This is a genomic window from Acinetobacter sp. AYS6 (genome assembly GCF_025630795.1).
GTDB lineage: Bacteria > Pseudomonadota > Gammaproteobacteria > Pseudomonadales > Moraxellaceae > Acinetobacter.
Genome location: NZ_JAOTNV010000009.1, coordinates 137,742 through 162,769 on the forward strand (window position 1 = coordinate 137,742; position 25,028 = coordinate 162,769).

A 25,028-nucleotide genomic window follows, 5' to 3' on the forward strand; every position below is an offset into this window, starting at 1 on the left:
AATTAGTTTATAAATTTTGTCGATGCATTCATGTAATGTGGATTTTGCAATAACCGACTAAATAAAAAGACATGCCAGTGCTGGTTATGTTGGTGAAAATAACCTTGGCAATACTCTTTTAAGTTTTCCTCTAAGTCTAAACTTTGAGAAAAAAAGCTTTTTTTATTAAAGTGCTGAATCCCCAAAACCTGATCTACGACCAACCCCACATACTGGTCGCGATGGCTAATGCATAATACTTTTTGAGTTGACGAAAATGAACTTCGTTGCCCTAAAATAAAATGTGCCAGATCAGACACAGAAATTAATCTTCCCCGAATATTAGCCAATCCTTTTACCCAACTTTGGGTATTTGGAACAGGCGTATATTTTGGTGGATAGATAACTTCTGACACTTCCCCAAGTGGTGCGACGAAGTATTGCCCTCTCATTTCAAAAGCAATCCCTGACCATCGCTGTGCTTCATTTTGAACTGAAGCGTAATTCTTATTACCCCGTTTAGACAAACGAAGTAACTCGATAAATCCGTTCGCTGCCATACTCGATCCTATAAAACGGGCACATAATCCCGTTATTTATGTTTTTATGGATGGATGAGTTAATTTAGAAATTGTTTAATTACATCAATCAATTGCTTTTCTTCAATAGGTTTAATCAGATAATCGATTGCACCTTGACGTTTACCCCATACCCGGTCCGTTGCCTGATCTTTAGTACTCACAATGACCACCGGAATATGCTTAGTGTCTTCCCCACGACTAATCTGGCGTGTTGCCTGAAAACCGTTTACACCAGGCATGACCACATCCATTAATACAAGGTCTGGTTGCTCTGCTTTTGCAAGAGTTACACCATCCGCACCGTTTGATGCTTCAAGCACGTCATAACCATGTTTGGTTAGGATTTCTTTAAAACGAAAAGTTTCTGTTGGTGAATCATCTACAATGAGAATACGTGCCATTTTTTTGCCCTCAAATTACTTGCTATGAACTTACATGATTACGAATCGCGTTTAACAATTCATCTTTGCTAAAGGGTTTCGTCAAGTATTCATCTGAACCTACCACACGCCCTTTTGCCTGATCAAATAAACCATCTTTACTAGAGAGCATGATAACGGGAATGTTCTGATAATTTTGAGAGTTTTTAATCAAAGCACAAGTTTGATAACCATCTAAACGAGGCATCATGATATCGACAAAAACAATATCCGGATTTGCTTCTGCAATTTTGGACAAAGCTTCAAATCCATCCACAGCGGTAATCACTTCACAGCCTTCTCGCTGTAATAAGGTTTCTGCTGTACGGCGAATGGTTTTTGAGTCATCAATCACCATTACTTTCAGATTTTGGAATGCATCTTCCATTTAATCTTCCATCCCCATAAATATAAAATATAAATGCAATTTAACTTAAATTTGTTTTTACACATTTATAAGCATTTTTAACATATCTCAAGGTCTATTTTCAATGAGACATTTTTGTCTACTTTCTCATTTATAAACAATAACTTTTAACCTCATCACACTTTAATTAAAATTATCATTTTTTTTATAATGACTATATTTTTATTCAGCTAAATAATAACTAATATAATAAAGATTAATTATTTAAAAATAAGCGATTTAGCTATCTTTTTTGGGGATTTTCAATGAATGATCGGATGAAATATGCCTTTTATAGGAACTGCTTGTCTGTATCTATAGGCATTATTTCCTTCGGTTCGCTCTGTTTCTCAACAACCTCTGCTATAGCAGATACATCTAAAGTGGTCTGGTATCGTTATTATGATCAACACGGTACGGCAAATATCAGTACTTCAGTCACTCCTGCTCATATACGTTACGGTTATGAAGTGCTAGATCGAAATATGCAAGTGATTAAAAGAAATCATTCATATAATGCAGAGGCTGATTTAAATCAATCAAGTCAACGAGCATTATCGGCACGGCATAGAGAACAAGATATCAAATTAAAAAAAGCGTATAGCAATAGTAAGACCGCTTTGATTAAAAGAGATCAAGCATTACTTGCGATAAAAAAGCAAATTAACTATCAACAGGAACAACTCAACCAGTTACAACAAGATAAAATTTTATTTAAACGTCAAGAAATGGAATATTTCAGAAAAGGAGAAACAGTTCCTGAACGTCATAAGACTTTGATTGAAAACAATCTAAATAATATTAATCGGGTTAAACAAACACTTGAAACTCTTTCCAAGACCTACCGCCGTACCAATAGCGAGTATGAAAATATTATCGAACGTTTAAAAAAGCTTGAATAACTGTAAAGGTTTATCAAGAATAGGGGCAAAATAAAATTTGAATTATAGGATGTTGCTGTATGCATAAAATGCATCTCACCCCTTCTACTGTTTTTAAATTGAGTATTATTAGTTTATGTTTGATTTTAGCTGCATGTAATCAGCAAGAAACTCCCAAAACTACAGCAACAGCTCCCTCAAAAATTGAACTCATTCCTCAAGACCTGATTGCCGTTAAAGAGGGAGCACTTGACTCTCAAACCGCATTTACAGGAACAATTCGAGCAGTTCAGCAAAGTTCGATTCAGGCTCAAGTGAGCGCCACAGCGACCACTGTAACTGCAAATGTTGGCCAGCAGGTACAAAAAGGCCAAGTTTTAGTCAGATTAAATAATCAGGACAATGTTGCACGATTAGCACAAGCACGCGCTAACCTTGCTTCAGCTCAATCTCAAGCTGAACTTGCACGTAATTTAATGAACCGAAAGCAAAGATTGTTTAATCAAGGATTTATTGCTCGTGTCGAGTTTGAACAGAGTCAGGTTGACTATAAAGGCCAACTTGAAAGTGTAAAAGCCCAGCAAGCGAATGTTGATATTGCTCGTAAAGCCGATCAAGATGGCATTATTACTAGCCCAATTTCAGGTGTAATTACTAAACGACAAGTAGAACCTGGTCAGACTGTATCAGTTGGTCAAACATTATTTGAGATCGTAAATCCAGACCAACTTGAAATACAGGCCAAGTTACCAATTGAACAACAGTCTGCTCTTAAAGTAGGTAGCAGTATTCAATATCAGATTCAGGGAAATTCTAAACAATTAAATGCGACGCTTACACGTATTTCACCTGTTGCAGATCAAGATAGCCGACAAATCGAATTCTTTGCGGTTCCTAAAGAAAAAATTGATTCGTTAAGTATTGGGGCTTTCATTAATGGAAATATTCTCCGTAATGACACTCAGCAAGGCCAAACGATTCCTTTAGATAGTATTCAAAATATACAACATGATCCTTTTGTATGGGTGGTACGTAATCACACCATTCAAAAAGTTAAAATTCGTGTGATTGAACAGCGCTATAACGACAATATTGCTCTAGTTGATGGTTTACAACGCACAGATCTAGTGAGCCGTATTCAATTTGATGATTCCGACATTAATAAAAAAGTGACGGTTACAACCGAAAAAAATAAATAAGGTAGCAAATAGCGTATGTGGTTTACTCGAATCAGTGTGAAATATCCCGTTTTTACCATTATGATGATGATCAGCTTAATGGTACTCGGGTTAGCTTCTTGGAAACGTATGACGGTTGAAGAGTTTCCAAACGTCGATTTCCCATTCGTAGTAGTGACTACGCAATATGCTGGCGCTTCACCCGAAGCAGTTGAGTCAGATATTACAAAAAAACTCGAAGATCAGATCAATACAATTTCAGGGATTAAACAAATCACTTCACGCTCAAGTGAAGGCTTTTCGATGATTGTGGCTGAGTTTAATCTCGATACCTCATCTGCCCTTGCAGCACAAGATGTTCGTGACAAAATTGCACCTGTCACCGCCCAATTTCGTGATGAAATTGATACACCGATTGTACAACGCTACGACCCCTCCTCTAGCCCAATCATGTCAGTCGTATTTGAATCAAACAGCATGAGTTTGGCGCAATTAAGTTCATATGTAGATAAACGTATCGTACCTCAGCTTAAAACGGTTTCGGGTGTCGGTAATGTGAATTTATTGGGTGATGCAAAGCGGCAAATCCGAATAAAGGTTATTCCTGCACAATTACAAAGTTACGGCATTGGTATTGATCAGGTCATTAACACCTTAAAAAATGAAAATATTGAAGTGCCTGCAGGGACATTACAGCAAAAAAATTCTGAACTGGTTGTACAGATTCAATCAAAAGTTATCCATCCGCTTGCTTTTGGTGATTTGGTGATTGCCAATAAAAATGGTTCACCCATTTTTTTAAAGCAAGTAGCAACTGTTGAGGACACACAAGCTGAACTACAATCGAGTGCATTTTATAATGGAAGAACTGCGGTATCTGTTGATATTTTAAAAAGTTCTGATGCCAATGTAGTTCAGGTCGTCGATAAAACCTACCAAACTTTAGAGAAATTAAAAACACAAATGCCTGCGGGTTTAAACTACAAAGTTGTGGCCGATAGCTCGAAAGGAATTCGTGCTTCAATTAAAGATGTAACCCGCACCATTATTGAAGGTGCCGCCTTAGCCGTTTTAATTGTTCTATTATTTTTAGGCTCTTTCCGCTCTACCGTCATTACAGGCTTAACCTTACCAATTACTCTGCTAGGAACCCTAACCTTCATTTGGGCTTTTGGTTTCAGTATTAATATGATGACGCTATTAGCCCTATCACTCAGTATTGGTCTTTTAATTGATGATGCGATTGTAGTTCGGGAAAATATCGTCCGACATACTGAACTTGGCAAAGATCATGTGACTGCTGCCCTTGATGGCACGAAAGAAATTGGTTTAGCCGTACTCGCAACCACGCTGACGATTGTAGCGGTATTTTTACCTGTTGCCTTCATGGGCGGACTGATTGGACGTTTCTTTTATCAGTTTGGCGTAACGGTCAGTACAGCTGTTTTAATTTCAATGTTTATTAGTTTTACGCTCGATCCAATGTTGTCTGCTCATTGGAAAGATCCGGTTAAGAAAAAAGATAATTGGCTACAACGCTTTTTTAACCATATTTCTAATGTGTTAGATCGGCTTACTCATGTTTATGAAAATCTCTTAAAACTGGCTTTACGTTTCCGTTTGATCACAGTCATTATTGCAATTGCTTCATTATTTGCGGCACTAGGACTGTCTAAACTGATTGGAACTGAATTTGTACCTACCCCAGACAAAGGTGAAGTTCGTATTCAATTTGAAACCCCTGTAGATGCATCTTTGGAATATACCCAAGCGAAATTACATCAAGTCGATAAAATTATTAGACAATTCCCCGATGTGGTTTCTACTTATGGCGTGGTCAACAGTGAAGTAGACTCTGGTAAAAACCATGCAGGGTTAGGTGTGACCTTAAAGCCAAAACAAGAACGTAGCTCAGATCTGAATACACTCAACAATGAGTTCCGCGATCGTTTGCAAAGTGTAGCGGGTATTCGAGTGACTTCTGTTGCCGCAGCACAAGATTCTGTCTCTGGCGGACAAAAGCCAATCATGATCTCTATTAAAGGATCTGACCTAAATGAGCTACAGAAAATTTCAGATCGTTTTATTGCTGAAATGGAAAAAATTAAAGGTGTAGTTGATTTAGAAAGTTCATTGAAAGAACCGAAACCGACTCTGGGTGTTCATATTAATCGTGTACTGGCAAGTGATTTGGGTTTATCTGTTTCTCAGATTGCCAATGCGATTCGTCCATTAATTGCTGGCGATAACGTAACGACTTGGGAAGATCGCGATGGCGAAAATTATGATGTGAATGTCCGTTTAAATGAAAATAAACGTATGCTTCCGCAAGATGTGCAGAACCTATATCTCAATTCCAATAAGACCAATGCAACTGGGCAAAATATATTAGTTCCACTTAGCGCAGTTGCAACAACCGAAGAAAAACTCGGCGCTTCACAAATTAACCGACGTGATCTTGAGCGTGAAGTACTGATTGAGGCGAATACCTCAGGCCGCCCTAGCGGGGACATTGGTCAAGACATCGATAAAATGCAAAAGGCATTTAAACTACCTGCTGGATATACATTTGATACTCAAGGGGCAAATGCTGACATGGCTGAATCTGCTGGATATGCATTAACAGCCATCACCCTATCGATTGTATTTATCTATATCGTTTTAGGTTCTCAGTTTAATAGCTTTATTCATCCAGCTGCCATTATGACCTCTTTACCATTGTCACTCATTGGCGTTTTTCTTGCCCTATTCTTATTCAACAGCACCCTGAACCTATTTTCAATTATTGGCATTATCATGTTGATGGGGCTCGTCACTAAAAATGCGATTTTGCTGATCGATTTTATTAAGAAAGCAATGGATCAGGGGACAAGCCGTTACGATGCTATTTTACAAGCAGGCAAAACCCGTTTACGTCCAATTTTAATGACAACAAGTGCCATGGTGATGGGGATGGTTCCTCTAGCTTTAGGTCTTGGCGAAGGTGGTGAGCAAAGCGCACCAATGGCTCACGCTGTGATTGGGGGCGTGATTACTTCTACCCTATTGACTCTTGTGGTTGTACCCGTCATTTTCACTTATCTAGATGACTTGAAAAACTTTATGCTGCGTCAAACTCGACGATTCATGTCATAATGCAGCGATTATCGTATAATCTGCGTTTTTATAACGCTTAACTTTTAGGACTTTTTCCATGCGCGCAAGCCGCTTTTTATTTGCAACGTTGAGAGAAACCCCAAATGATGCTGAAGTAATTTCACACCAGCTCATGTTACGTGCGGGGATGATTCGTAAATTGGCATCTGGTTTATATACATGGCTGCCGATGGGAACACGTGTGCTTAAAAAAGTAGATGCGATTGTTCGTGAAGAAATGAACCGCTCAGGTGCAATGGAAGTATTCATGCCCGTGACTCAACCCGCAAGTCTTTGGGAAGAATCGGGTCGATATGAACAATATGGTCCTGAATTATTACGCTTTAAAGATCGTCATACGAACCCATTTGTACTTGGGCCAACGCATGAAGAAGTTATTACAGACATGGCGCGTAACGAACTTAAAAGTTATAAGCAGCTTCCTGTAAATTTCTACCAAATTCAAACCAAATTCCGTGATGAAATTCGTCCACGTTTTGGTGTAATGCGTTCACGTGAGTTCATCATGAAAGATGCTTATTCTTTCCATGCAACTCAAGAGTCGTTACAAGAAACTTATGACGTGATGTACGACACCTATAGCCGTATTTTCACTCGCTTAGGTCTAGACTTCCGCCCAGTTCAAGCCGACACAGGTTCTATTGGTGGTTCAGCTTCACATGAATTCCACGTATTGGCTTCTAGTGGTGAAGATGACATCGCATTTTCAACTGAATCTGATTATGCAGCAAACGTTGAAATGGCTGAGGCTGTTTTAGTGGGTGAACGTGCGGCACCTACACAAGAATTTAAATTGGTTGAAACACCAAACCAAAAAACAATTGATGATGTATGCCAATTCTTAAATGCTGATCCAAAGCAATCGGTTAAAGCATTATTGGTCCAAGGTGTTGCAGACGAAAAAGGTAATATTCCTGTCGTTGCTCTATTTGTACGTGGTGACCACGAACTTAATGAAATTAAAGCTGAGAAGCATCCTTTAGTGGCTGCTCCTCTTACTTTTGCAACCGAAGAGCAACTTCAAGCGTTTGGCTTAACTGCTGGCTTTACAGGTCCACAAGGTTTAGTCGAAAAAGGCTTAACTGTAATTGTTGACCGTGCTGCATCTGTTCTTTCAGACTTCGTTGCTGGTGCAAATGAAACTGATAAACATGCGGTAGGTGTAAACTGGGAACGTGATGCGCAAATTACTGAAGTTTTTGATTTGCGTAATGTGGTTGAAGGCGACCCATCTCCAGATGGCAAAGGCACACTACAAATTAAACGTGGTATTGAAGTAGGTCATATTTTCCAGCTTGGTACTAAATACTCTGAAGCTTTAGGTTGTAAAGTTCTAGGTGAAGATGGCAAACCATTTACAGTAACCATGGGATGTTACGGTATTGGTGTAACACGTGTTGTTGCAGCTGCAATTGAACAAAACTACGATGACAAAGGTATTATCTGGCCACAAGCCATTGCACCTTTTGAAATTGCAATTGTTCCAATGAATGCACACAAATCACCACGTACTCTTGAAGCAGCAGAAGCACTTTATGCAGAACTTCAAGCTCAAGGTTTTGATGTGTTGCTTGATGATCGTAACGAACGTCCAGGTGTTAAGTTCTCTGACCTTGAATTGATGGGTATTCCACACCGTATTGTAATTGGTGAAAAAGGTCTTGATGCTGGTACTTTTGAATATAAAGGCCGTCGCGATGCTGAAGCGAGCAATTTAACGAAAGAAGAACTTTTAGCTAAGTTAGCGCGTTAATAAATAAACAAATAAAAAAGCAGCTTTTAGAAGCTGCTTTTTTTTAACTCAATTTTATGCCTGAACCGTTAAGTCCTTGATATTGGTTGATGAACCATTGGTTTTAACAGACTCAATTCCTTTGTCACGTGAAGCTTCGCTCGCATAGAATTGACTTGTGCCAATAATTTGATGATTTGCAGCTTTTAAATTGAAATAAGGTTTCCCATTCTTTGCAGTTAAACGCTCATATCGTGCGTCATCACCACTATTTTTCTGAATTGATTCAATACCATTTACCGCAGAAGCTTTAGCCTTATATAGCTCGCTATTTAAAATAGGTTCACCATTTCCTGCCTTTAAAATAAAGCGGTATTGTCCATCACTCGCTAGTGAAATTTCGTACCATCCTGCCATAAAAACCTCATTTTTTTGTTGGTGTGGGTATGACTTTCGTTATTATTCTGGACGAAAGTTATTTGTTATTTATGACAATATAAATGGGCTATCATTCTTTGAACAGCCCATTTTTTATACTTTTTCGTAATAAAATTAGAAGGATGTTAGAAATTTAAAAAGTAGAGATATAGGTGCATATCTCTACTGAAATGTAATGAAAATTAACAATTTAAGCTTTTTTTACAAATTCAGATTTTAATTTCATCTGACCAATGCCATCAATTTTACAATCGATATTGTGGCCATCACTTGCATCTGGAACTAAGCGAATGGTTTTTACTTTTGTGCCTACTTTCACAACTGAAGATGAACCTTTAATTTTTAAGTCTTTAATAACAGTGACGCTGTCGCCATCAGCTAATATATTTCCATTAGCATCTTTAATAATTTCTTGTTCTTCGGTAAGCGATGCTTCCCCTTCTTTCCACTCATTTGAGCATTCAGGACAGATTAATAAGTCGCCATCTTGGTAAGTATATTCTGATTGGCATTTTGGGCAATTTGGCAAAGACATGAAAAAAATCTCAAAAAGTATATTATGCGAGATATGACTCATTTTTTAAAGTTTTAAATAAAACACTTTTACCAAAAAAAAATTTATATATTTACTTTGAGTTTTTACTTAATAAATATTCTTTCAAAATAATTGCATGGTTATTCTCTACATCTTTTGCTGAATATAAAAGCGTAACTGTATGTTCTGCTGCGATGTGTTGTAGCTCTTCAACTGCGGGGTTTGTTTCAAGTTCTTTTAAATAACGCTGCTTAAATTCTTGCCAATGATCAGGAGTTACTGCATGGAACCATTTTCTAAGTTCTGTCGAAGATGCTATCTCTTTTAGCCACAAATCCAAATGAGCATTTTCCTTACTTATTCCCCTACTCCATAGACGGTCAACTAAAATACGCTTTCCATCACTAGGCTCAGTATCTTCATAAATTCTTTTAATGTGGATATCCATAATCTTTCTCTGCCTATGATTTATATTTTAGCCTTATAAAATCATTCAATATTTTTTTCATTTTGGATAGAGCTTATAAAAGAAAAGTGAGCAGATTTAGCTCCACTCACTTTTTAAATATTTAATTAAAATTTTAGAAAGCTTATTGATCTGGGATATCTGCTTCGATTAACAATGTCAGTAAAGATAAGGATTCTTGCCATCCCAAATAGCAGGCTTCTACAGGAATAACTTCAGGTATTCCTTCTTGTGTAATGTGCACTTCCGTACCCACCATTACAGTTTTTAAAGTAATGGTGACTTGCATAGTGCCTGGTAAATTTGGATCATCGAATTGATCGTTATAGCGAATTAATTCGTTTGGAACTAATTCAATATATGTTCCCCCAAAATCGTGTGTTGAACCTGTTGAAAAATTGGTAAAACTCATTTTATATGAGCCACCCACATTTCCATCAAAACTATGGACCTTTGCAGTAAAACCATGGGGCGGCAACCATTTTACTAAAGCGTCTGGATCTAAAAATGCACGGTAAACTCTCTCGGCTGGCGCCTTAAATACGCGATGAAATTTCACTGTTCCTGTTGCCATCATATTCTCCTTATTTTAATTTCTTTTAAATTATCGAAATTATGCTTATTAGCTTAAACCTTCAGATTTATCCAAACGTATATTTTTGGTTTTTTTTCAAACAAAATAGTTTTTCTGACAAAATCAAATTACGAAAACTATGGCTGATTTTTTACTAAAAATGGAGCAAAATAGTCAGCAATCATAAAGAAACATATTGAATTTGAGATTAATTATGAGTCTGCTCGCTTTCTCCTCATATGCTTTAAACGGTGTAGATGCACAGAAGTTTTTACAAGGTCAAGTTACTGTAGATACTGAACGTTTAACGGAAAATGAAACTCGCTATACAGCCATTTGTGACCTAAAAGGTCGTATTCACTTTGGACTCTGGCTAAAAAAGATTAATGCTGAAAGTTTTGAAATTGTAGTTACTCAAGATCAAGCAGAAGAATTTACTAAACATATTAAAAAATATGGTGCATTTTCAAAAATGACCTTAACTGAACAAGGCACTGTATTTCCAAAAATTGCAGGTCATCAAACTGAGTTCTCTACACAAGAAACCGATATATCTGACTGGCAAAAACAAGCCATTATGACTGGCCAAGCGTGGATCACACAGGCAACTGAACATGAATTCCAGCCACAAGAATTGCGTTTACATCAACGTGAAGGTGTCAATTACGATAAAGGTTGTTACCTAGGTCAGGAGATTGTGGCGCGTCTTTGGTTTAAAGCAAAACCAAAACATTGGTTACATGTCGTACAAGGTACAGGTGAAACACCTGCCGCAGCAACTCAATTACATAATGATGTTGAAGTCGTTAATAGTATTGCAAATGATGATGGCTATCTGGCTTTAGTGGTGGCTAAACCTGCTGCTTTACAAGAGCTAGGTCTTCAAGTTCTTGAGTTACCAGAAGCTTTAAGTGGCGATGTTGCAAGACCACAATAATAATCTTTGTTAGTTCGAACTGCCCACTTCTAAGTTTGTGGGCTTTTTTATAGATACAAAATACTAATGAATTCATTAGATTAGGACGTCAATTTTTTAAGTTTTATATGCCATCATTATCCCTGTTGAAATTAAAGAGAAAAAAGATGAAATCTAAACTTGCTACACTCATGTTGAGTTTGGCTATTTTCGGTTCTGCTCATGCTGATGTTAAAACACTTGAACAAAATCTTAAGACGAATTATCCAGACTTGCCTGTAAAAGGTGTATATCAATCGCCTGTACAAGGCATTTATGAAGTGTATACAAGCGGCCGCATTGTCTATACCAACCAAGATGCCAAATACTTTTTTGTTGGTAACTTAGTCGACATCAAACAACAAAAAAATATGACAGATGAACGAATTGCCGAATTGGGTAAGATTGATGTTAAAAGCTTACCGCTCAATCAAGCGATTAAATATGTAAAAGGTAAAGGCGAACGTACGATCTATATCTTTAGTGACCCAGATTGCCCATATTGCCAGCACCTAGAACAAAATATGGTTGGTGTTGATAACGTAACGGTATATGTGTTCCTTTATCCTCTCACTAGTTTGCATCCAAACGCCGAAAAAGTATCTAATCAAATCTGGTGCTCAAAAAATCCGGCAGAAGCTTGGACGAACTATATGCTTAACCGCAAATTACCGACTAATAGCAAAAGTTGCTCAAGCCCAATTCAGAAAAATATCGCTTTAGGTAATAAGTTAAATATTGATGGAACACCGACTTTGTTCTTACAAAATGGTCAAAGACTCTCTGGTGTGCCAAGTGATGCTAAGCAAATTGAAGCATTACTCAATTCAGCAAAATAAGAATATTACCCACTCTGGTTTATTGACATGAGTGGGTATTTTTTCTCCACAATTTGCCCAAAGTGCAGCGCTTTATATACAAATCGGCTGTTTACTTTCAGCAATCAATATCTATGATGAGAAATTGAAACTATTTAATACATCAATGGAATGATGTAGCTACGAAGTAAAAGGTTAAAAAGAAATGAAGAAATTACTAATCGCAAGCCTAATCACCCTTTCAAGTGCATCAATTTTTGCAGCTGATAACACAGCGACTGCTGCTAAAACCGATGTTTTCAAACATGCTGAACAACTCTACGCAGCAAAAAATTACTCTGCTGCATTTCAGGAAATGCAACGTCTAGCCCAAACAGGTAATGCCCAAGCCATCTATAACTTAGGCTATATGACTCAAATGGGCCAAGGTACAGCAAAAGATTCTTCTAAAGCTATTAAATATTATGAAGATGCCTCTAATAAAGGCTATGCCCAAGCAAGTTACACGCTTGCACAAATTTATGAGACTGGTGAATTAGGCGTTGCCAAAGACAGCAACAAATTCAGTCAATATATTCAAAAGGCATCGGCTCAAGGTTCTGATGATGCAACTGTGAAAATTGCGACAATTTTATTTGCTCAGAAAAAACCGCAGTCACATCAAATTGCTCTTCAAAAGTTAGCGCCTTTAATTAGAAAGGGTAATTATCCTGCTACTCAGGTGAAAGCACTCTATGATATAAGCCAAGGTGTTGAGAATAAAAATCCACTCATGAAACGCCAAGGCATCGAAGCCCTCCAGTCAATTGCGCAGAAAGGTTATGCTCCTGCGTCGATGGCTTTAGCAACCATGATGGCGAATGGCAATATCATTCCGCAAAATTTACCTGAGGCCAAAAAAATCTTTACTGAACTTGCCAATCAAAATGTTCCCAACGCTAGAGAATCTTTAGCTTCGGTTGATAAGATTATTGCAGAAAAAAGTAAACAGGCTGCTAATGCTCCAGCACAGCCAACACCCAAAAAATAGTGAATGATTAGCCCCTTACGGGGCTTTTCTTTTACCACCACAAAGCAATAAGTCCGCTAACGCCAATGAAACCAACAATCGTACTAATCATAAGCGGCGTTAATGCTTTTTCATTTAAACCATAGGCTTGTCCAAAAATTCCAAAAGCAATCGGCATGGGTAAAGCAGCAATTAATGTTCCTGCGTAAAGCATCTCACGGCTTACATTTGGAGTTATTAAAAAAAGTGCAAAAATAACAGATGGCATGAGGATAACTTTAAATATCGCCAACAAAACACTTTCTGTATTTACTGTTGTGATTCCAATACCCACTAAACTCCCACCAATAGCAAACAAGGCCAAAGGCGAAGCTGTATGCCCAAGTAACTCTAAAGACTGATCAAGAGTTGTAGGGAGATTAACATCGAAAAGGATGCATCCCATGCCAACCAAGATAGCGATAATGACAGGATTTTTGAGTAAATTTAAAAAAGTCTGTTTTAAAAGCGGTAAAAGATTTTGTTGTTGATGTAATCCCGCTTCAGCCAAAATGAGCATGAGTGCCACAATCAATAAATTTTCAATAATTAGGGTTAAAGAAATATAGATTGCTGCATGGTTACCAATCAGCATAGTCAAAATAGCTGTTCCCATAAATCCAGTATTGGACATAGATGCGCCCATCGAGATAACGGCGCTATGGGTTAAACTATTTTTAAAATATTTTCGATAAAGAATAAAAGCCAAGAAAAATAAAATTAAAGACCCACCGCCATAAGCAAGAAAATAAGCTGGGTGCCAAATGTCTTGTAAGTTTTTATTTGCCAAAGAATGAATTAAAAAAGCAGGCAAAGAAATTTTAATTACGAATGCGCTAAGTGCCCTGATCTGTTCAGGCGTTACCAATTTGATGAGGACACAAACATAGCCCATCAATAGCAATATCAAGATAGGTAAAATAACCTGAAAAACCACTGACCGTCCTCACTTAGCGAAAGAAAAATGGGCAAAGATAACTTTGCCCAATACAATTAAAAAGAGTGAAAAAGCTGCTTTAATCCATGAGGTTGGCAACGTAAATATTGAGGCGCAATTTTAACTTCTGCACCTAAAGCCGCTGCTGCATGCCAAGGCCATCTTGGGTCGTACAACATTGCACGAGCAAGACCAATAGCATCAGCTTGCTGGTTTTCCAGAATTTGTTCGGCATGTTCTGGCTCAGTAATTAACCCTACAGCAATGACTGGAATGGACACATGCTTTTTGACTTGTTCAGCAAATGGAACTTGGTAACCTGCCCCAATCGTAATAGATTGATGCTCGTGTAGACCACCACTAGACACATGAACATAGGCTGCGCCCAACTGCTCTAAAGCTTTTGATAGTCCCACTGTAGACTCAACATCCCAGTGCTCTATACTCTCTAACCAATCGGTCGCAGATAATCTAACACCTACAGGATAACCTTCAGGTACAGCCAATTTAATTGCCTGAAGAACCTCAAGGGTCATACGCATACGGTTTTCTAAAGAACCACCATATTCATCAGTACGCTGATTGGCAATTGGTGATAAGAATTGATGTAGTAAATAACCATGCGCCGCATGAATTTCAATCAACTCAAATCCAGCCTCTACAGCACGTTTTGCAGCTGCTGCAAAGTCTTGTTGGACTTGTTTAATCTCAGCAATGGTCAAAGCATGCGGTGCTGCATCATGAACAGAAAAAGTACTTTCACTTGGAGCAACCGTTTGCCAACCATGAGGTAGATCTTTTGCAATTTGACCTTTGCCTAACCACGGCTTTTCAGTAGATGCTTTACGCCCTGCATGTGCTAACTGAATTCCAAATGGCATCGGTGAAAGTGTATGAACCTTAGCTAACAACGCTTTGATTTGGTCACGTTGCTGATCATTCCAGAGCCCAAGATCTGCATAACTAATTCGACCTTCAGGTTGTACGGCAGTCGCTTCTACAATACAAAGGCCTGCACCAGACAATGCATAATTCGCCCATTGCTGTTCATGCCAATAGGTAATTTCACCATCATCTGTTGCCGAATATTGGCACATCGGAGCAATTACAATTCTATTGACCAGTTGTAGTGAACCAAAGTTAACCGTTTCAAATAATTTTGCCATTTTTAATTCCTAGAATTGCTTAATTACACGTAAACCTGCACTCCAGTTACGTCCATCCGCTGGTTCAAAGTAACGTCCAACTGGTTGAGTTGAATCATTTACAATCACTGAACCTGCATAGTTTTTATCAAATAGGTTATCTACACGGGCAAAGCTATTCACTTTCCAGTCGCCCATTACCCATGCATAACCCACATTAGCTGAGGTTACACTGTAGCTTGGCGCTGCGTCACTGTTGGTATCATTCACGTATACTTTATCCATATACTGTACATCTACACCGCCATATAGACCGTGCGATGGCTGCCAAGCTAAAGAGGCATAAGCTTGGTTTTTAGCAATTCCAGGAATGGCATTACCCGATGGAATTTGAGCAATACTTCCTAAAGCTGGAATATCAGCATCAAAAGTTGCATCTAAATATGTATAGCTAGCTGTCGCTGTTAAATCTCGCCACAACTTTTTATTCCATGCAAACTCTACACCTTCACGTAAGGTTTTATCTGCATTACGGAATGTTGAACGCCCATCTAAGCTTCCAGCTGAAACAATATCATTCTTAGTTTTTGTTTGGAAAACTGCTAACGTAAAATCACCTAAATGGTTCTGTGACTTTAAGCCTGTTTCATAGGTATCGCTTGTGGATGGTTTTAAATCAAAGTTAAAACCTGACTTTGAGTTATCAGTTTGATAAGCCATTTCAGTAAAAGTTGGCGTTTCAAAGCCTTTGGCATAACTCACATAGGCCATGAGTTCAGGTAAAATTTGCCAGCTTAAAGCAGCAGAAGGCAAAACTTTATCGTAATCTGTTTTGCCACTATCATCACCGTTAACAGTGCCATACTCATCAGGCCCTGAAGTAAAATGATCTTTTGACTTGTAATGGACATTGCTATAACGCACACCCGTATCTAACCGCCATGTTGGTAAAAACTGCCATGAAGCTTGTAAATAAGGGTCGATATTCCATAAAGTATTATCTTCATCTCGGCGTAAATTACCTTTCACCCCATAAACATTATTTGTATTAAAATTTTCAAAACCTTTACGTTCTTCATCCATTGCATCAAGTGCCACACCGACACTTACAGTGGTATTTGGAAGTAACTCTTTACCTGTCCAACGGAAGTCAGCACCATAATAATTACGTTCAAAATCAATGACCCCACCAGCATGCTTCGGACTCTTTTGACCTGTATAAACTGGCTTATCATTTTTTAACGTTACTTCACCTTTTGGAATGGATTGATATTGAGTAACTTGGCGATTACCTAAATATGCCATGGCATAGAGTTCATTTTTATCATTAATCGGTTTAGACCAAGTCACACCCGTTTGAGTTTGCTCAATATCTTTACGGACATTAAATTGCTTTAAAAATGGAACTTGTTGCTTTGGATTAGCATTCCACTGGTCATGCGTTAAACCCTGCGGGTCATCTGCATGAATTTTGACATAGTTGGTTATCCAGTTGATTTTGCTACCATCATCAAGATTCCAACTGAGTTTTGCATTATTTAATACTTTTTCTGCACCGCTATGTTCTCGGTAACCATCAGTATCGAAGTATGATGAACTAATAACATAGCTTGGTTCATTCGCACCCTTTGCCCCACCTTGTAGCACGAATCCTGCTCGGCTTTTATCGTGGCTGCCTCCCGAATAGCTCAGCTCAATTGAGTCTTTCCCTTGACCTTCTTTAGTAGAAGTTAAAATCGTCCCACCCGATGAGTTTCCATACAGTGAGGAAAAAGGTCCCGTTAGAACTTCAACATGATCCAGACTACTTAAATCGATATTAGACGTTTGGCCTTGTCCATCTGGCATTGTTGCAGGAATACCATCTACATACAGGCGAATACCACGGACACCAAAAGTGGAACGTGCACCAAAACCACGCATAGATAACTGTAAATCTTGTGCATAATTTTCACGATTGCGAAGCTGTAAACTCGGTATACCCTTCACAACTTCGGTTAAATTTACTTGTGAAGAAGTCTCGAGTTGAGGTGCATCTATTCGAAAAACCGAAGCTGGCGTCTGCAAATAGGTTGTATCAGTACGCGTGGCTTCCACATGTAACGTTGGCAATACAGTCACGTCTTGTGCTAGGTCTTCTGCCCAAACAAGTGGGCTAGAAAAGCAGCCCATACTCATCAAAATACAGTAATGAAGTCGGTCTAAGCGTAATAAGGACATGCTTATTTCCTTTATTTATATTGTAGTTATGATAACAAAAAGTAGTGACTTGTCTGGATATTGAATTCAATCTGCATTGTTGTAAATCTGGAACAGTTTTTGTTAAAACTTAACGAATTGATTCGTTCAATTGAACTAACGGCTTAAAGATGGATGATCTTTCCAGCAATATCGTTCTGGCCAGTCTTTTGCTTCTTCGGCATAGTCAATTCCAATCCGTGGCGTCAATACCACTTCAGGCTGCGTTGATGCTGCTTCAACCCACAGTCCAGACTCCTCTCCCAAGGTTTGACCTTTTAAAGTCCGATCAATACCTAAATAGCGTGTTAATTTGCCGGGTCCAGCTAAAAGCTTAAATTCTTTTTTAGTTGAAGCACCATTTAAAAATGCAGAGCGAATCATTACCCCTTCAGGGATGCCTTCTGTCTGAGTAATGAGGTTGAGCATTTCATACATGCCATAAATCAAATAAACATAAATCGTACCACCAGGTCGATACATCACATCTGTTCGAGCTGTACGTTTATCATTGTAGCTATGGCAAGCTTTATCACGAACACCCAAATAAGCTTCTGTTTCACTAATCGTACACCGGATGACTTGTCCATCAGGTTGTCGTTTACATAATACGCAGCCAATTAAGTCATAAGCCACTTCTGAGGTCTCACGTTGAAACCAGCTTAATGGTAAAATATCTGACATAGTAATCTCTGAAATATTACATACCACACGTTATACTTGATTAATCCAGTATATCTGTTAATTCTGCGAGTTGGCATGCCTGAGTTACCCGAAGTCGAAACAACCAAAACCAGTTTATTTCCTCTATTGAATCAAAAAGTTCTAAGTGTTGAAGTACGCAATCCGAGCTTACGCTGGCCTATCCCCGATGATGTTCAAAAACTCGTTGGGCAACGTCTCATTGGGTTAAATCGACGTTCTAAATATATTTTGGCAGAGTTTGAACAAGATCAAATGCTTTGGCATTTAGGCATGTCAGGTAGCTTTCGCCTGTGTCAACCGAACGATGAATTGAGAAAACATGATCATCTGATTATTCAATTTGAAGATCAACAGTTACGCTATCATGACCCACGTCGTTTTGGCTGTATTCTTTGGCTTACCCCACAAACTCAAGGCAAACTTATAGATACTTTAGGGCCTGAACCTTTAAGTGACGACTTTCATGCAGAATATCTAGCTTCCAAACTTAAAAACAAAGCTGTCGGCATAAAAATTGCACTTATGGATAACCACGTAGTGGTTGGTGTAGGCAATATCTATGCAACTGAAAGCTTGTTTAATGTTGGTATTCACCCAGCCCAGCCCGCTGGTGATTTAACCATGCAACAGATTGAGAAACTGGTTGTCGAGATTAAACGCATTTTAAAGTCGGCAATTGATTTAGGCGGCTCGACTTTACGAGACTACAGCAATGCCATGGGTGAAAATGGTTATTTTCAACAGACTTTACTCGCTTATGGGCGTGCCGGAGAAATGTGTGTTAACTGTGAAACCCCATTAGAAAACTTGAAACTTGGTCAGCGTGCCAGCGTATTTTGCCCACAGTGCCAACCGCTTAAAAAGCTGAGAAAGCCTTAATTTTTTGGAGGAAGACAACATGCAAACAGCAATTGTCCGACATATTTTAGTCAAAGATAAAGACTTAGCCGAACAGCTAAAAAAGAAGCTACAAAATGGCGCTGACTTTGCCAAGCTTGCTAAACAATATTCCACCTGTAACTCGGCAAAGCGTGGTGGTGAACTTGGTGAAGTCAAAAAAGGCCAATTGGTGCCCGTCATCGACAAAATTGTTTTTACAGCTGCTGAACGTGTGCTACAAGGCCCAATCAAAAGCCAATTTGGCTATCATCTTTTAGAAGTTAAATTCAGGATGGGCAGTTTGCGTTAATTCCATTATTTTTAATTATGGTTCTCAGAAGCTTGGGCCTGTACATTCATCTGATAAGTCCAAGCCTTAGCCATTTCTCCTGACTCAAGCTTTACATCTGCTATGACACGCTGGTATTGAAAACCTTCAAAATCATCAAGCATTTGCCAGTTTTCAGCAAGTTTTTCTGTACTAAACAGATAGCCTTCCACCCAATCGGCTGTTGAATCTAAAACAATTGCTTTTAAGCCTTTGTCGGGCCCCCAATCTAAAATATGAATCACACCGCGCACACTGGCTTTGCTCCAGTGACCGCCAATCTGCTCTAAAATATGAGCATTTGCTTTATTTGGACATAAAGTGCCATAAACAAAAAGCTGATTCATTTATTTATCCCCGTTTTCAATATGCTTAGCTGAACTTATTAGTAGCTTTACAATTTTATCAATATCTTTAGACCCGCATAAAATGTTAAGTAATAAAAAACGGCACTCTCGGTACCGTTTTTTATTTCAAACTTTATTAGGCTTGTTTTTTCAACTCATCACGAATTTCACGCAATAATTGAACATCTTCAGGAGTTGCAGCCGGAGCTTCTGGCTCATTCTTATCACGGCGAAGTCTATTTAATAATTTCACCATTAAGAATACAACCCAAGCTAAAATCAGGAAGTTAATTAAAATGGTGAGAAAGTTACCATAAGTTAAAACATTAATACCTGCTTTTTGCAAAGCATCTAAAGATTGTAAGTTATTAGGGTTTGCACCTAACACAATAAACTTTTGAGAGAAATCAACACCACCACCAGTAATTACAGTGATAAGCGGCATGATGATATCTTTAACTAAAGAGTCCACGATTTTGCCAAAAGCACCACCAATAATCACACCAATGGCTAAATCCATCATATTGCCTTTAATGGCAAATTCTTTAAATTCTTGAATAATACTCATCTAAACATCTCCAGATGTCGGGGGTCGAAACACGTCATATTTTTCTTTTTCATTGGCATCTTATCCATTTAGATAGTACTCGCCATGATATTGATAATTTAATATTTTTATCAAAAAAAGAAAGTTATTTCACACTTTAACAACATATTCTCCGATAAGAAAAATATGTTTTTAAGCTTACTTTAATTTAAATAATAACTAATAAAAAACCGCTAAATTAATTTAGCGGTTTTTTCTTTTTCATTTAAGAAAAATTATTTATCACGGTTACGTTTACGTTCGTTTTCAGTTAAGTAACGCTTACGGATACGAATTGACTTTGGAGTCACTTCTACTAACTCATCATCTTCAATGAATTCAAGCGCTTGTTCAAGCGTGTATTCCATTGCAGGTGTTAAAGTTAATGCTTCATCAGTACCAGATGCACGAACGTTAGTTAACTGTTTCGCTTTAGTTGGGTTAACAACCATATCATCTGAACGAGAGTTAATACCGATGATCATGCCTTCATATACTTCTAACTGTGGCTTAGCAAATAAACGACCACGGTCTTGAAGTGTAAATAATGCATAGCCCAAGCAAGTACCTTGAACCATTGAAATCAACACACCATTTTGACGTTTCGCAACAGTACCTTGTTTAGCTGGACCATAATGCGAGAAGCTTGATGTCATGATCCCTGTACCAGAAGTCATGGTCAAGAATTCAGAACGGAAACCGATCAAACCACGTGAAGGTACAGTTGCTTCAATACGGATACGGCCTTTACCGTCAACTTCCATATTTGTCATTTCACCTTTACGGAAGCCCATTTGTTCCATAACAGCACCTTGATGCTGTTCTTCAACGTCAAAAGTTACGTTTTCGTAAGGCTCTTGTTTTTGACCGTCGATTTCTTTCATGATTACTTGTGGACGTGACACGCCCATTTCGAAACCTTCACGACGCATATTTTCAATTAAAACTGAAAGGTGAAGTTCACCACGGCCAGATACTTTGAAACGGTCTGGACTGTCAGTATCTTCAACACGTAAAGCTACGTTATGAATTAATTCGCGATCTAAACGTTCACGGATATTACGTGAAGTTACGAACTTACCTTCTTTACCAGCAAACGGAGAGTTGTTTACTTGGAATGTCATAGATACTGTAGGTTCATCTACAGATAAAGCTGGTAATGCTTCAACATTTTTCGGATCACAAATCGTGTCAGAAATGTTAAGCGCATCAATACCAGTAATACATACGATATCACCAGCAGATGCTGAATCAACATCAATACGCTCTAAACCATGGTAACCCATGATTTTTAAGATACGACCGTTACGTGTATTGCCTTCTTTGTCAATTACAGTAACAGGAGTATTTAATTTTACTGAACCACGTTGAATACGACCAACACCGATAACGCCTACGAAGCTGTTATAGTCAAGTGATGAAATCTGCATTTGGAATGGACCTTCAGCATCAACTGCTGGCGGTTCAACGATGTCTACAATCGTTTCAAACAACGGAGTCATATCTTCTGCAAGTTCTTCTGGAGAAGGACCAGCTACACCGCGTAAACCTGATGCATAAACGACTGGGAAGTCCAACTGTTCATCAGTTGCACCAAGGTTATCAAATAAATCAAATACTTGATCGATAACCCAGTCTGGACGTGCGCTTGGCTTGTCAACTTTGTTGATAATAACGATTGGCTTTAAACCACGAGCAAACGCTTTTTGTGTCACAAAACGAGTTTGTGGCATTGGACCTTCTTGAGAGTCAACTAAAAGCAATACGCAGTCAACCATCGACATAACACGTTCTACTTCACCACCGAAGTCGGCGTGTCCCGGGGTGTCAACGATGTTGATACGGTAAGTTGTATCAGTACGTTTATCCAACCAAGTAATAGAAGTGTTTTTTGCAAGAATAGTAATACCACGTTCACTTTCAAGCGCGTTCGAGTCCATGACACGCTCAATCTCGCCTGCTCGGTCACCGAGAGCACCTGATTGCTGAAGTAGTTTATCGACAAGTGTGGTTTTCCCGTGGTCGACGTGCGCAATAATTGCGATATTACGGAGATTTTTGATATCTGACATGAAAATTCGAAACGCCTGAAATTTGAGGGCAAATTATACAGAAAAACACTACTCTTGAGTAGTGACAGTTTATTGACATTGACAAAAAAATTTTCTAATAGCCTGTATTTCGTTTTGTAAAGATAGTTATCTCGATTAGAATAGCGCCAATTTGCAAAATTGCGGCGGACCTACACCCATGTCCAATCAACACTCTCAAGACCATTTAGACCTTGTTTATGGTTTAAATGATCGACCAAAACCTTTGATCGCTTTTTTAGCAGCTTTCCAGCATTTACTTGCGATTATTGTACCAATTGTTACACCTGGCCTTTTAATTTGCTTAGCTTTAGGCGTTTCACGCACCGAAACTAACATGATTTTATCGATGTCTTTGGTTATTTCGGGCATTGCTACATTTCTACAGTGTAAAAAAGTTGGTCCGTTTGGTGCAGGTCTTCTTATTGTTCAAGGCACAAGTTTTAACTTTATTGGCCCTATTATTGGTATTGGTAGTGCAATGGTTGCCGCAGGAACACCTGTAAACCAAGTTATGGCTGCAATATTTGGTGTAGTCATTGCCGGTTCCTTTATTGAAATGGGTGTTTCACAAATTCTTCCATGGGTAAAAAGACTCATTACGCCTTTGGTGACTGGTATTGTTGTTTTATTAATTGGCTTAACGCTTATTAAAGAAGGCTTGATTAGTATGGGTGGTGGCTATCAAGCCATGCAAGATCATACTTTTGCAAGTGCAGACAACCTTATTATGTCATGTAGCGTACTTGCTATTATTATTGTGCTAAATCGTATTCGAGTAGTTTGGATTAAAAGCTCAGCTATTTTAATCGCCTTAGTCATTGGCTACATTCTTGCTGGATTTATGGGACATCTAGACTTCTCGAGTATTAAAGATGCACCACTTGTACAAATTCCTACACCAATGCACTTTGGTTTGAGCTTCTCGTGGGGATTATTCATCCCAATGGCATTCATTTATTTGGTGACCTCTTTAGAAGCCATTGGTGATGTGACAGCAACCAGTAAACTCTCAAACCAGCCTGTTAATGGTCCAGTATGGATGGAACGCATTAAAGGTGGTGTATTAGTGAATGGTGCAAACTCTTTACTAGCTGGCTTATTTAATACTTTTCCGAGTTCTGTTTTCGCTCAAAATAATGGTGTAATTCAACTCACTGGGGTAGCTAGCCGCTATGTAGGTATCTGGATTGCTGCTTTACTCATTTTATTAGGTTTATTCCCTGCAGTAGCTGGCGTTATACAAGCAGTTCCTCAAGCGGTATTAGGTGGCGCTGTTATGGTCATGTTCGGTGCAGTAGCTGCATCAGGCATTAATATTCTTGCATCTATTCATCTTGATCGCCGAGCATTATTAATTATTGCCATCTCACTTGCATTAGGTTTAGGTGTTGCTCAAGTTCCTCAAATTTTAGAGCACTTGCCAGAATTATTTAAAAATATTTTTAGCTCTGGCGTGGCGACAGGTGGTATAGCAGCATTAATTCTAAATGTTGTACTTCCTGAAACTCATAAATAACTAATTTTTAATTTTGATTACTGCCCAGTTCCCACTGGGCATTCTTCTTCATGAGAGATGTACATGGATCCTAGAAGTGAAGTGGTATTAAGACAGCAAGACTATTTAAAAGGTAGAATCTTGTTAATTAATGCGCCCAATGATGCCTTAGTCAGTCAATTACCCGCTGGGACTGATGCATCAGTCTGGACATGGAACCATGCCGACTATCAAGGCTTTATAAATAGTGGAACAAAAGCACACTTCTCAGTTGAGTTTCCCTCACAAGAATTCGATCAAGCAATCATTTTTGTTCCAAAATCTAAAGAGCTCTTAAATTACATTTTGCATGTAGTAATGAGTCATCTTAAAACCAGTCAATCTGTTTTTTTAGTGGGTGAAAAAAAGGGTGGCGTAGAAAGAGCTGCCAAACAATTACAAAGCTTCGGCAAAATACTAAAACTTGATAGTGCCCGCCACTGTCAATTGTGGCACTTAAAGATAGAAAAGACCGAAAAAATTAAACCTCTGGAAAGTTGGCTTAAAACTTACACTGTTCAGGTGAATGAACAAGAGCTTACGATTTGTGCCCTACCCGGTGTTTTTAGCCAAAATCATCTAGATGTCGGAACTGCTGTTTTACTCCCTTATCTTAATCAGGTGAAATCAGGTAGAATTGCCGACTTCGGGTGTGGTGCTGGAATTATTAGTTGCTATTTGGCAAAAATAAATTCAAGTAATATTATTCATGCCCTAGATATTGATGCTTTCGCTTTACGGTCAACGGAAATGACTTTTAGTCGAAATGGAATAGGTTCAGACCAGTTGAGATTGCAGCCTGTCATAGGTATTGCAGACGCTCCAACAGAACTCGATGCCATTGTCAGTAATCCCCCTTTCCATCAAGGTATTCATACCAACTATGATGCAAGTGAAGGACTCTGCCAGAACGCTAAAAAACATTTAAAGGCATCAGGTGAGCTATGGATTGTAGCAAACCGTTTTTTAAACTATTCGATCTTAATTGAGAAGCACTTTGGTCAGTGCCAGATTAAAACTGATCTTCAAGGCTTTAAGGTGTTATATGCCTGTGCATAACAATCTATGTA

26 protein-coding genes are annotated in these 25,028 nt (G+C 38.5%); 12 read left to right on the top strand and 14 right to left on the bottom strand.

Features of this window, described 5'->3' with window-relative positions; translation table 11 throughout:
- Positions 1-2 precede the first annotated feature (2 nt).
- The 3 genes from OD757_RS15120 to pilG are packed head-to-tail and all read right to left on the bottom strand — an operon-like array spanning position 3 to position 1,367.
- Entirely contained in the window at positions 3-539 is a 537-nt protein-coding gene (locus OD757_RS15120) for a chemotaxis protein CheW (protein WP_009389381.1), read from the bottom strand.
- Positions 540-598: 59 nt separating this feature from the next.
- Positions 599-961 carry a PleD family two-component system response regulator gene (locus OD757_RS15125; RefSeq protein ID WP_009389403.1) on the bottom strand — a complete coding sequence of 121 codons (363 nt, stop codon included), beginning with the start codon at positions 959-961 and terminating at the stop codon, positions 599-601.
- A 22-nt stretch (positions 962-983) separates the two neighbouring features.
- A complete protein-coding gene (gene pilG, locus OD757_RS15130; protein ID WP_000389061.1) occupies positions 984-1,367 on the bottom strand; it encodes a twitching motility response regulator PilG in 384 nt (127 codons plus the stop codon).
- A 284-nt stretch (positions 1,368-1,651) separates the two neighbouring features.
- Between pilG and OD757_RS15135 the strand changes: the two genes are divergently transcribed.
- The 4 genes from OD757_RS15135 (at position 1,652) to OD757_RS15150 (ending at position 8,353) form a co-directional block, all read left to right on the top strand.
- Positions 1,652-2,287: a hypothetical protein gene (locus tag OD757_RS15135; RefSeq protein ID WP_034677903.1), complete on the top strand. Its 636-nt coding sequence runs from the start codon at positions 1,652-1,654 to the stop codon at positions 2,285-2,287.
- Positions 2,288-2,355: 68 nt separating this feature from the next.
- Entirely contained in the window at positions 2,356-3,465 is a 1,110-nt protein-coding gene (locus tag OD757_RS15140; RefSeq protein ID WP_263032440.1) for an efflux RND transporter periplasmic adaptor subunit, read from the top strand.
- A 15-nt stretch (positions 3,466-3,480) separates the two neighbouring features.
- Complete coding sequence (locus tag OD757_RS15145) at positions 3,481-6,579, top strand: efflux RND transporter permease subunit (protein WP_263032371.1); 3,099 nt, start codon at positions 3,481-3,483, stop codon at positions 6,577-6,579.
- 58 nt (positions 6,580-6,637) lie between these two features.
- Positions 6,638-8,353 (top strand): proline--tRNA ligase, encoded by a 1,716-nt coding sequence (locus OD757_RS15150; protein ID WP_263032372.1) that lies wholly within the window; start codon positions 6,638-6,640, stop codon positions 8,351-8,353.
- Between the two features lie 54 nt (positions 8,354-8,407).
- Here OD757_RS15150 and OD757_RS15155 read toward each other — a convergent pair whose 3' ends face one another.
- The 4 genes from OD757_RS15155 to OD757_RS15170 form a co-directional block, all read right to left on the bottom strand.
- Positions 8,408-8,749, bottom strand: a complete 342-nt coding sequence (locus tag OD757_RS15155; RefSeq protein ID WP_009389333.1) for a YegP family protein — start codon at positions 8,747-8,749, stop codon at positions 8,408-8,410.
- Between the two features lie 211 nt (positions 8,750-8,960).
- Complete coding sequence (locus OD757_RS15160) at positions 8,961-9,305, bottom strand: zinc ribbon domain-containing protein YjdM (protein ID WP_263032373.1); 345 nt, start codon at positions 9,303-9,305, stop codon at positions 8,961-8,963.
- Positions 9,306-9,396: 91 nt separating this feature from the next.
- Positions 9,397-9,753, bottom strand: a complete 357-nt coding sequence (locus OD757_RS15165; protein ID WP_263032374.1) for a DUF488 domain-containing protein — start codon at positions 9,751-9,753, stop codon at positions 9,397-9,399.
- A gap of 142 nt (positions 9,754-9,895) precedes the next feature.
- Positions 9,896-10,348, bottom strand: coding sequence for an SRPBCC family protein (locus OD757_RS15170; RefSeq protein WP_263032375.1), 453 nt, complete (start codon positions 10,346-10,348; stop codon positions 9,896-9,898).
- Between the two features lie 38 nt (positions 10,349-10,386).
- Between OD757_RS15170 and OD757_RS15175 the strand changes: the two genes are divergently transcribed.
- The 4 genes from OD757_RS15175 (at position 10,387) to OD757_RS15190 (ending at position 13,148) form a co-directional block, all read left to right on the top strand.
- The gene (locus tag OD757_RS15175) at positions 10,387-10,503 is read left to right on the top strand and encodes a hypothetical protein (protein ID WP_263032376.1); all 117 of its coding nucleotides are present in this window, start codon (positions 10,387-10,389) and stop codon (positions 10,501-10,503) included.
- 56 nt (positions 10,504-10,559) lie between these two features.
- On the top strand, positions 10,560-11,282 hold the full coding sequence (locus tag OD757_RS15180; protein ID WP_263032377.1) for a YgfZ/GcvT domain-containing protein: 723 nt from the start codon (positions 10,560-10,562) through the stop codon (positions 11,280-11,282).
- A gap of 146 nt (positions 11,283-11,428) precedes the next feature.
- Positions 11,429-12,139, top strand: a complete 711-nt coding sequence (locus tag OD757_RS15185; protein WP_009389633.1) for a DsbC family protein — start codon at positions 11,429-11,431, stop codon at positions 12,137-12,139.
- Positions 12,140-12,323: 184 nt separating this feature from the next.
- Positions 12,324-13,148 carry a tetratricopeptide repeat protein gene (locus OD757_RS15190; protein WP_263032378.1) on the top strand — a complete coding sequence of 275 codons (825 nt, stop codon included), beginning with the start codon at positions 12,324-12,326 and terminating at the stop codon, positions 13,146-13,148.
- Between the two features lie 31 nt (positions 13,149-13,179).
- On the opposite strand, the gene OD757_RS15195 is transcribed toward OD757_RS15190, so the two are convergent.
- The 4 genes from OD757_RS15195 to OD757_RS15210 form a co-directional block, all read right to left on the bottom strand.
- Entirely contained in the window at positions 13,180-14,103 is a 924-nt protein-coding gene (locus OD757_RS15195; protein ID WP_263032379.1) for an AEC family transporter, read from the bottom strand.
- Between the two features lie 56 nt (positions 14,104-14,159).
- Positions 14,160-15,269, bottom strand: coding sequence for an NADH:flavin oxidoreductase/NADH oxidase (locus OD757_RS15200; protein ID WP_263032380.1), 1,110 nt, complete (start codon positions 15,267-15,269; stop codon positions 14,160-14,162).
- A gap of 9 nt (positions 15,270-15,278) precedes the next feature.
- Entirely contained in the window at positions 15,279-17,468 is a 2,190-nt protein-coding gene (locus OD757_RS15205) for a TonB-dependent receptor family protein (RefSeq protein ID WP_263032381.1), read from the bottom strand.
- A 135-nt stretch (positions 17,469-17,603) separates the two neighbouring features.
- Positions 17,604-18,170: a DNA-3-methyladenine glycosylase gene (locus OD757_RS15210; protein ID WP_263032382.1), complete on the bottom strand. Its 567-nt coding sequence runs from the start codon at positions 18,168-18,170 to the stop codon at positions 17,604-17,606.
- Positions 18,171-18,245: 75 nt separating this feature from the next.
- Between OD757_RS15210 and mutM the strand changes: the two genes are divergently transcribed.
- Together mutM and OD757_RS15220 are read left to right on the top strand one after the other, a co-directional pair.
- Positions 18,246-19,070 (top strand): bifunctional DNA-formamidopyrimidine glycosylase/DNA-(apurinic or apyrimidinic site) lyase, encoded by an 825-nt coding sequence (gene mutM / locus OD757_RS15215; RefSeq protein ID WP_263032383.1) that lies wholly within the window; start codon positions 18,246-18,248, stop codon positions 19,068-19,070.
- Positions 19,071-19,089: 19 nt separating this feature from the next.
- On the top strand, positions 19,090-19,380 hold the full coding sequence (locus OD757_RS15220) for a peptidylprolyl isomerase (RefSeq protein ID WP_263032384.1): 291 nt from the start codon (positions 19,090-19,092) through the stop codon (positions 19,378-19,380).
- An 11-nt stretch (positions 19,381-19,391) separates the two neighbouring features.
- Here OD757_RS15220 and OD757_RS15225 read toward each other — a convergent pair whose 3' ends face one another.
- From OD757_RS15225 to typA, 3 genes are all read right to left on the bottom strand, one after another.
- Complete coding sequence (locus OD757_RS15225; RefSeq protein WP_009389707.1) at positions 19,392-19,745, bottom strand: gamma-glutamylcyclotransferase family protein; 354 nt, start codon at positions 19,743-19,745, stop codon at positions 19,392-19,394.
- 136 nt (positions 19,746-19,881) lie between these two features.
- A complete protein-coding gene (gene mscL / locus OD757_RS15230) occupies positions 19,882-20,313 on the bottom strand; it encodes a large conductance mechanosensitive channel protein MscL (RefSeq protein WP_032055316.1) in 432 nt (143 codons plus the stop codon).
- 254 nt (positions 20,314-20,567) lie between these two features.
- Positions 20,568-22,403, bottom strand: coding sequence for a translational GTPase TypA (gene typA, locus OD757_RS15235; protein ID WP_009389420.1), 1,836 nt, complete (start codon positions 22,401-22,403; stop codon positions 20,568-20,570).
- Positions 22,404-22,581: 178 nt separating this feature from the next.
- Here typA and OD757_RS15240 point away from each other — a divergent pair, with 178 nt between their 5' ends.
- Positions 22,582-23,940, top strand: a complete 1,359-nt coding sequence (locus OD757_RS15240; RefSeq protein ID WP_009389690.1) for a uracil-xanthine permease family protein — start codon at positions 22,582-22,584, stop codon at positions 23,938-23,940.
- A 63-nt stretch (positions 23,941-24,003) separates the two neighbouring features.
- On the top strand, positions 24,004-25,017 hold the full coding sequence (locus tag OD757_RS15245) for a methyltransferase (RefSeq protein WP_263032385.1): 1,014 nt from the start codon (positions 24,004-24,006) through the stop codon (positions 25,015-25,017).
- Positions 25,018-25,028: the final 11 nt, after the last annotated feature.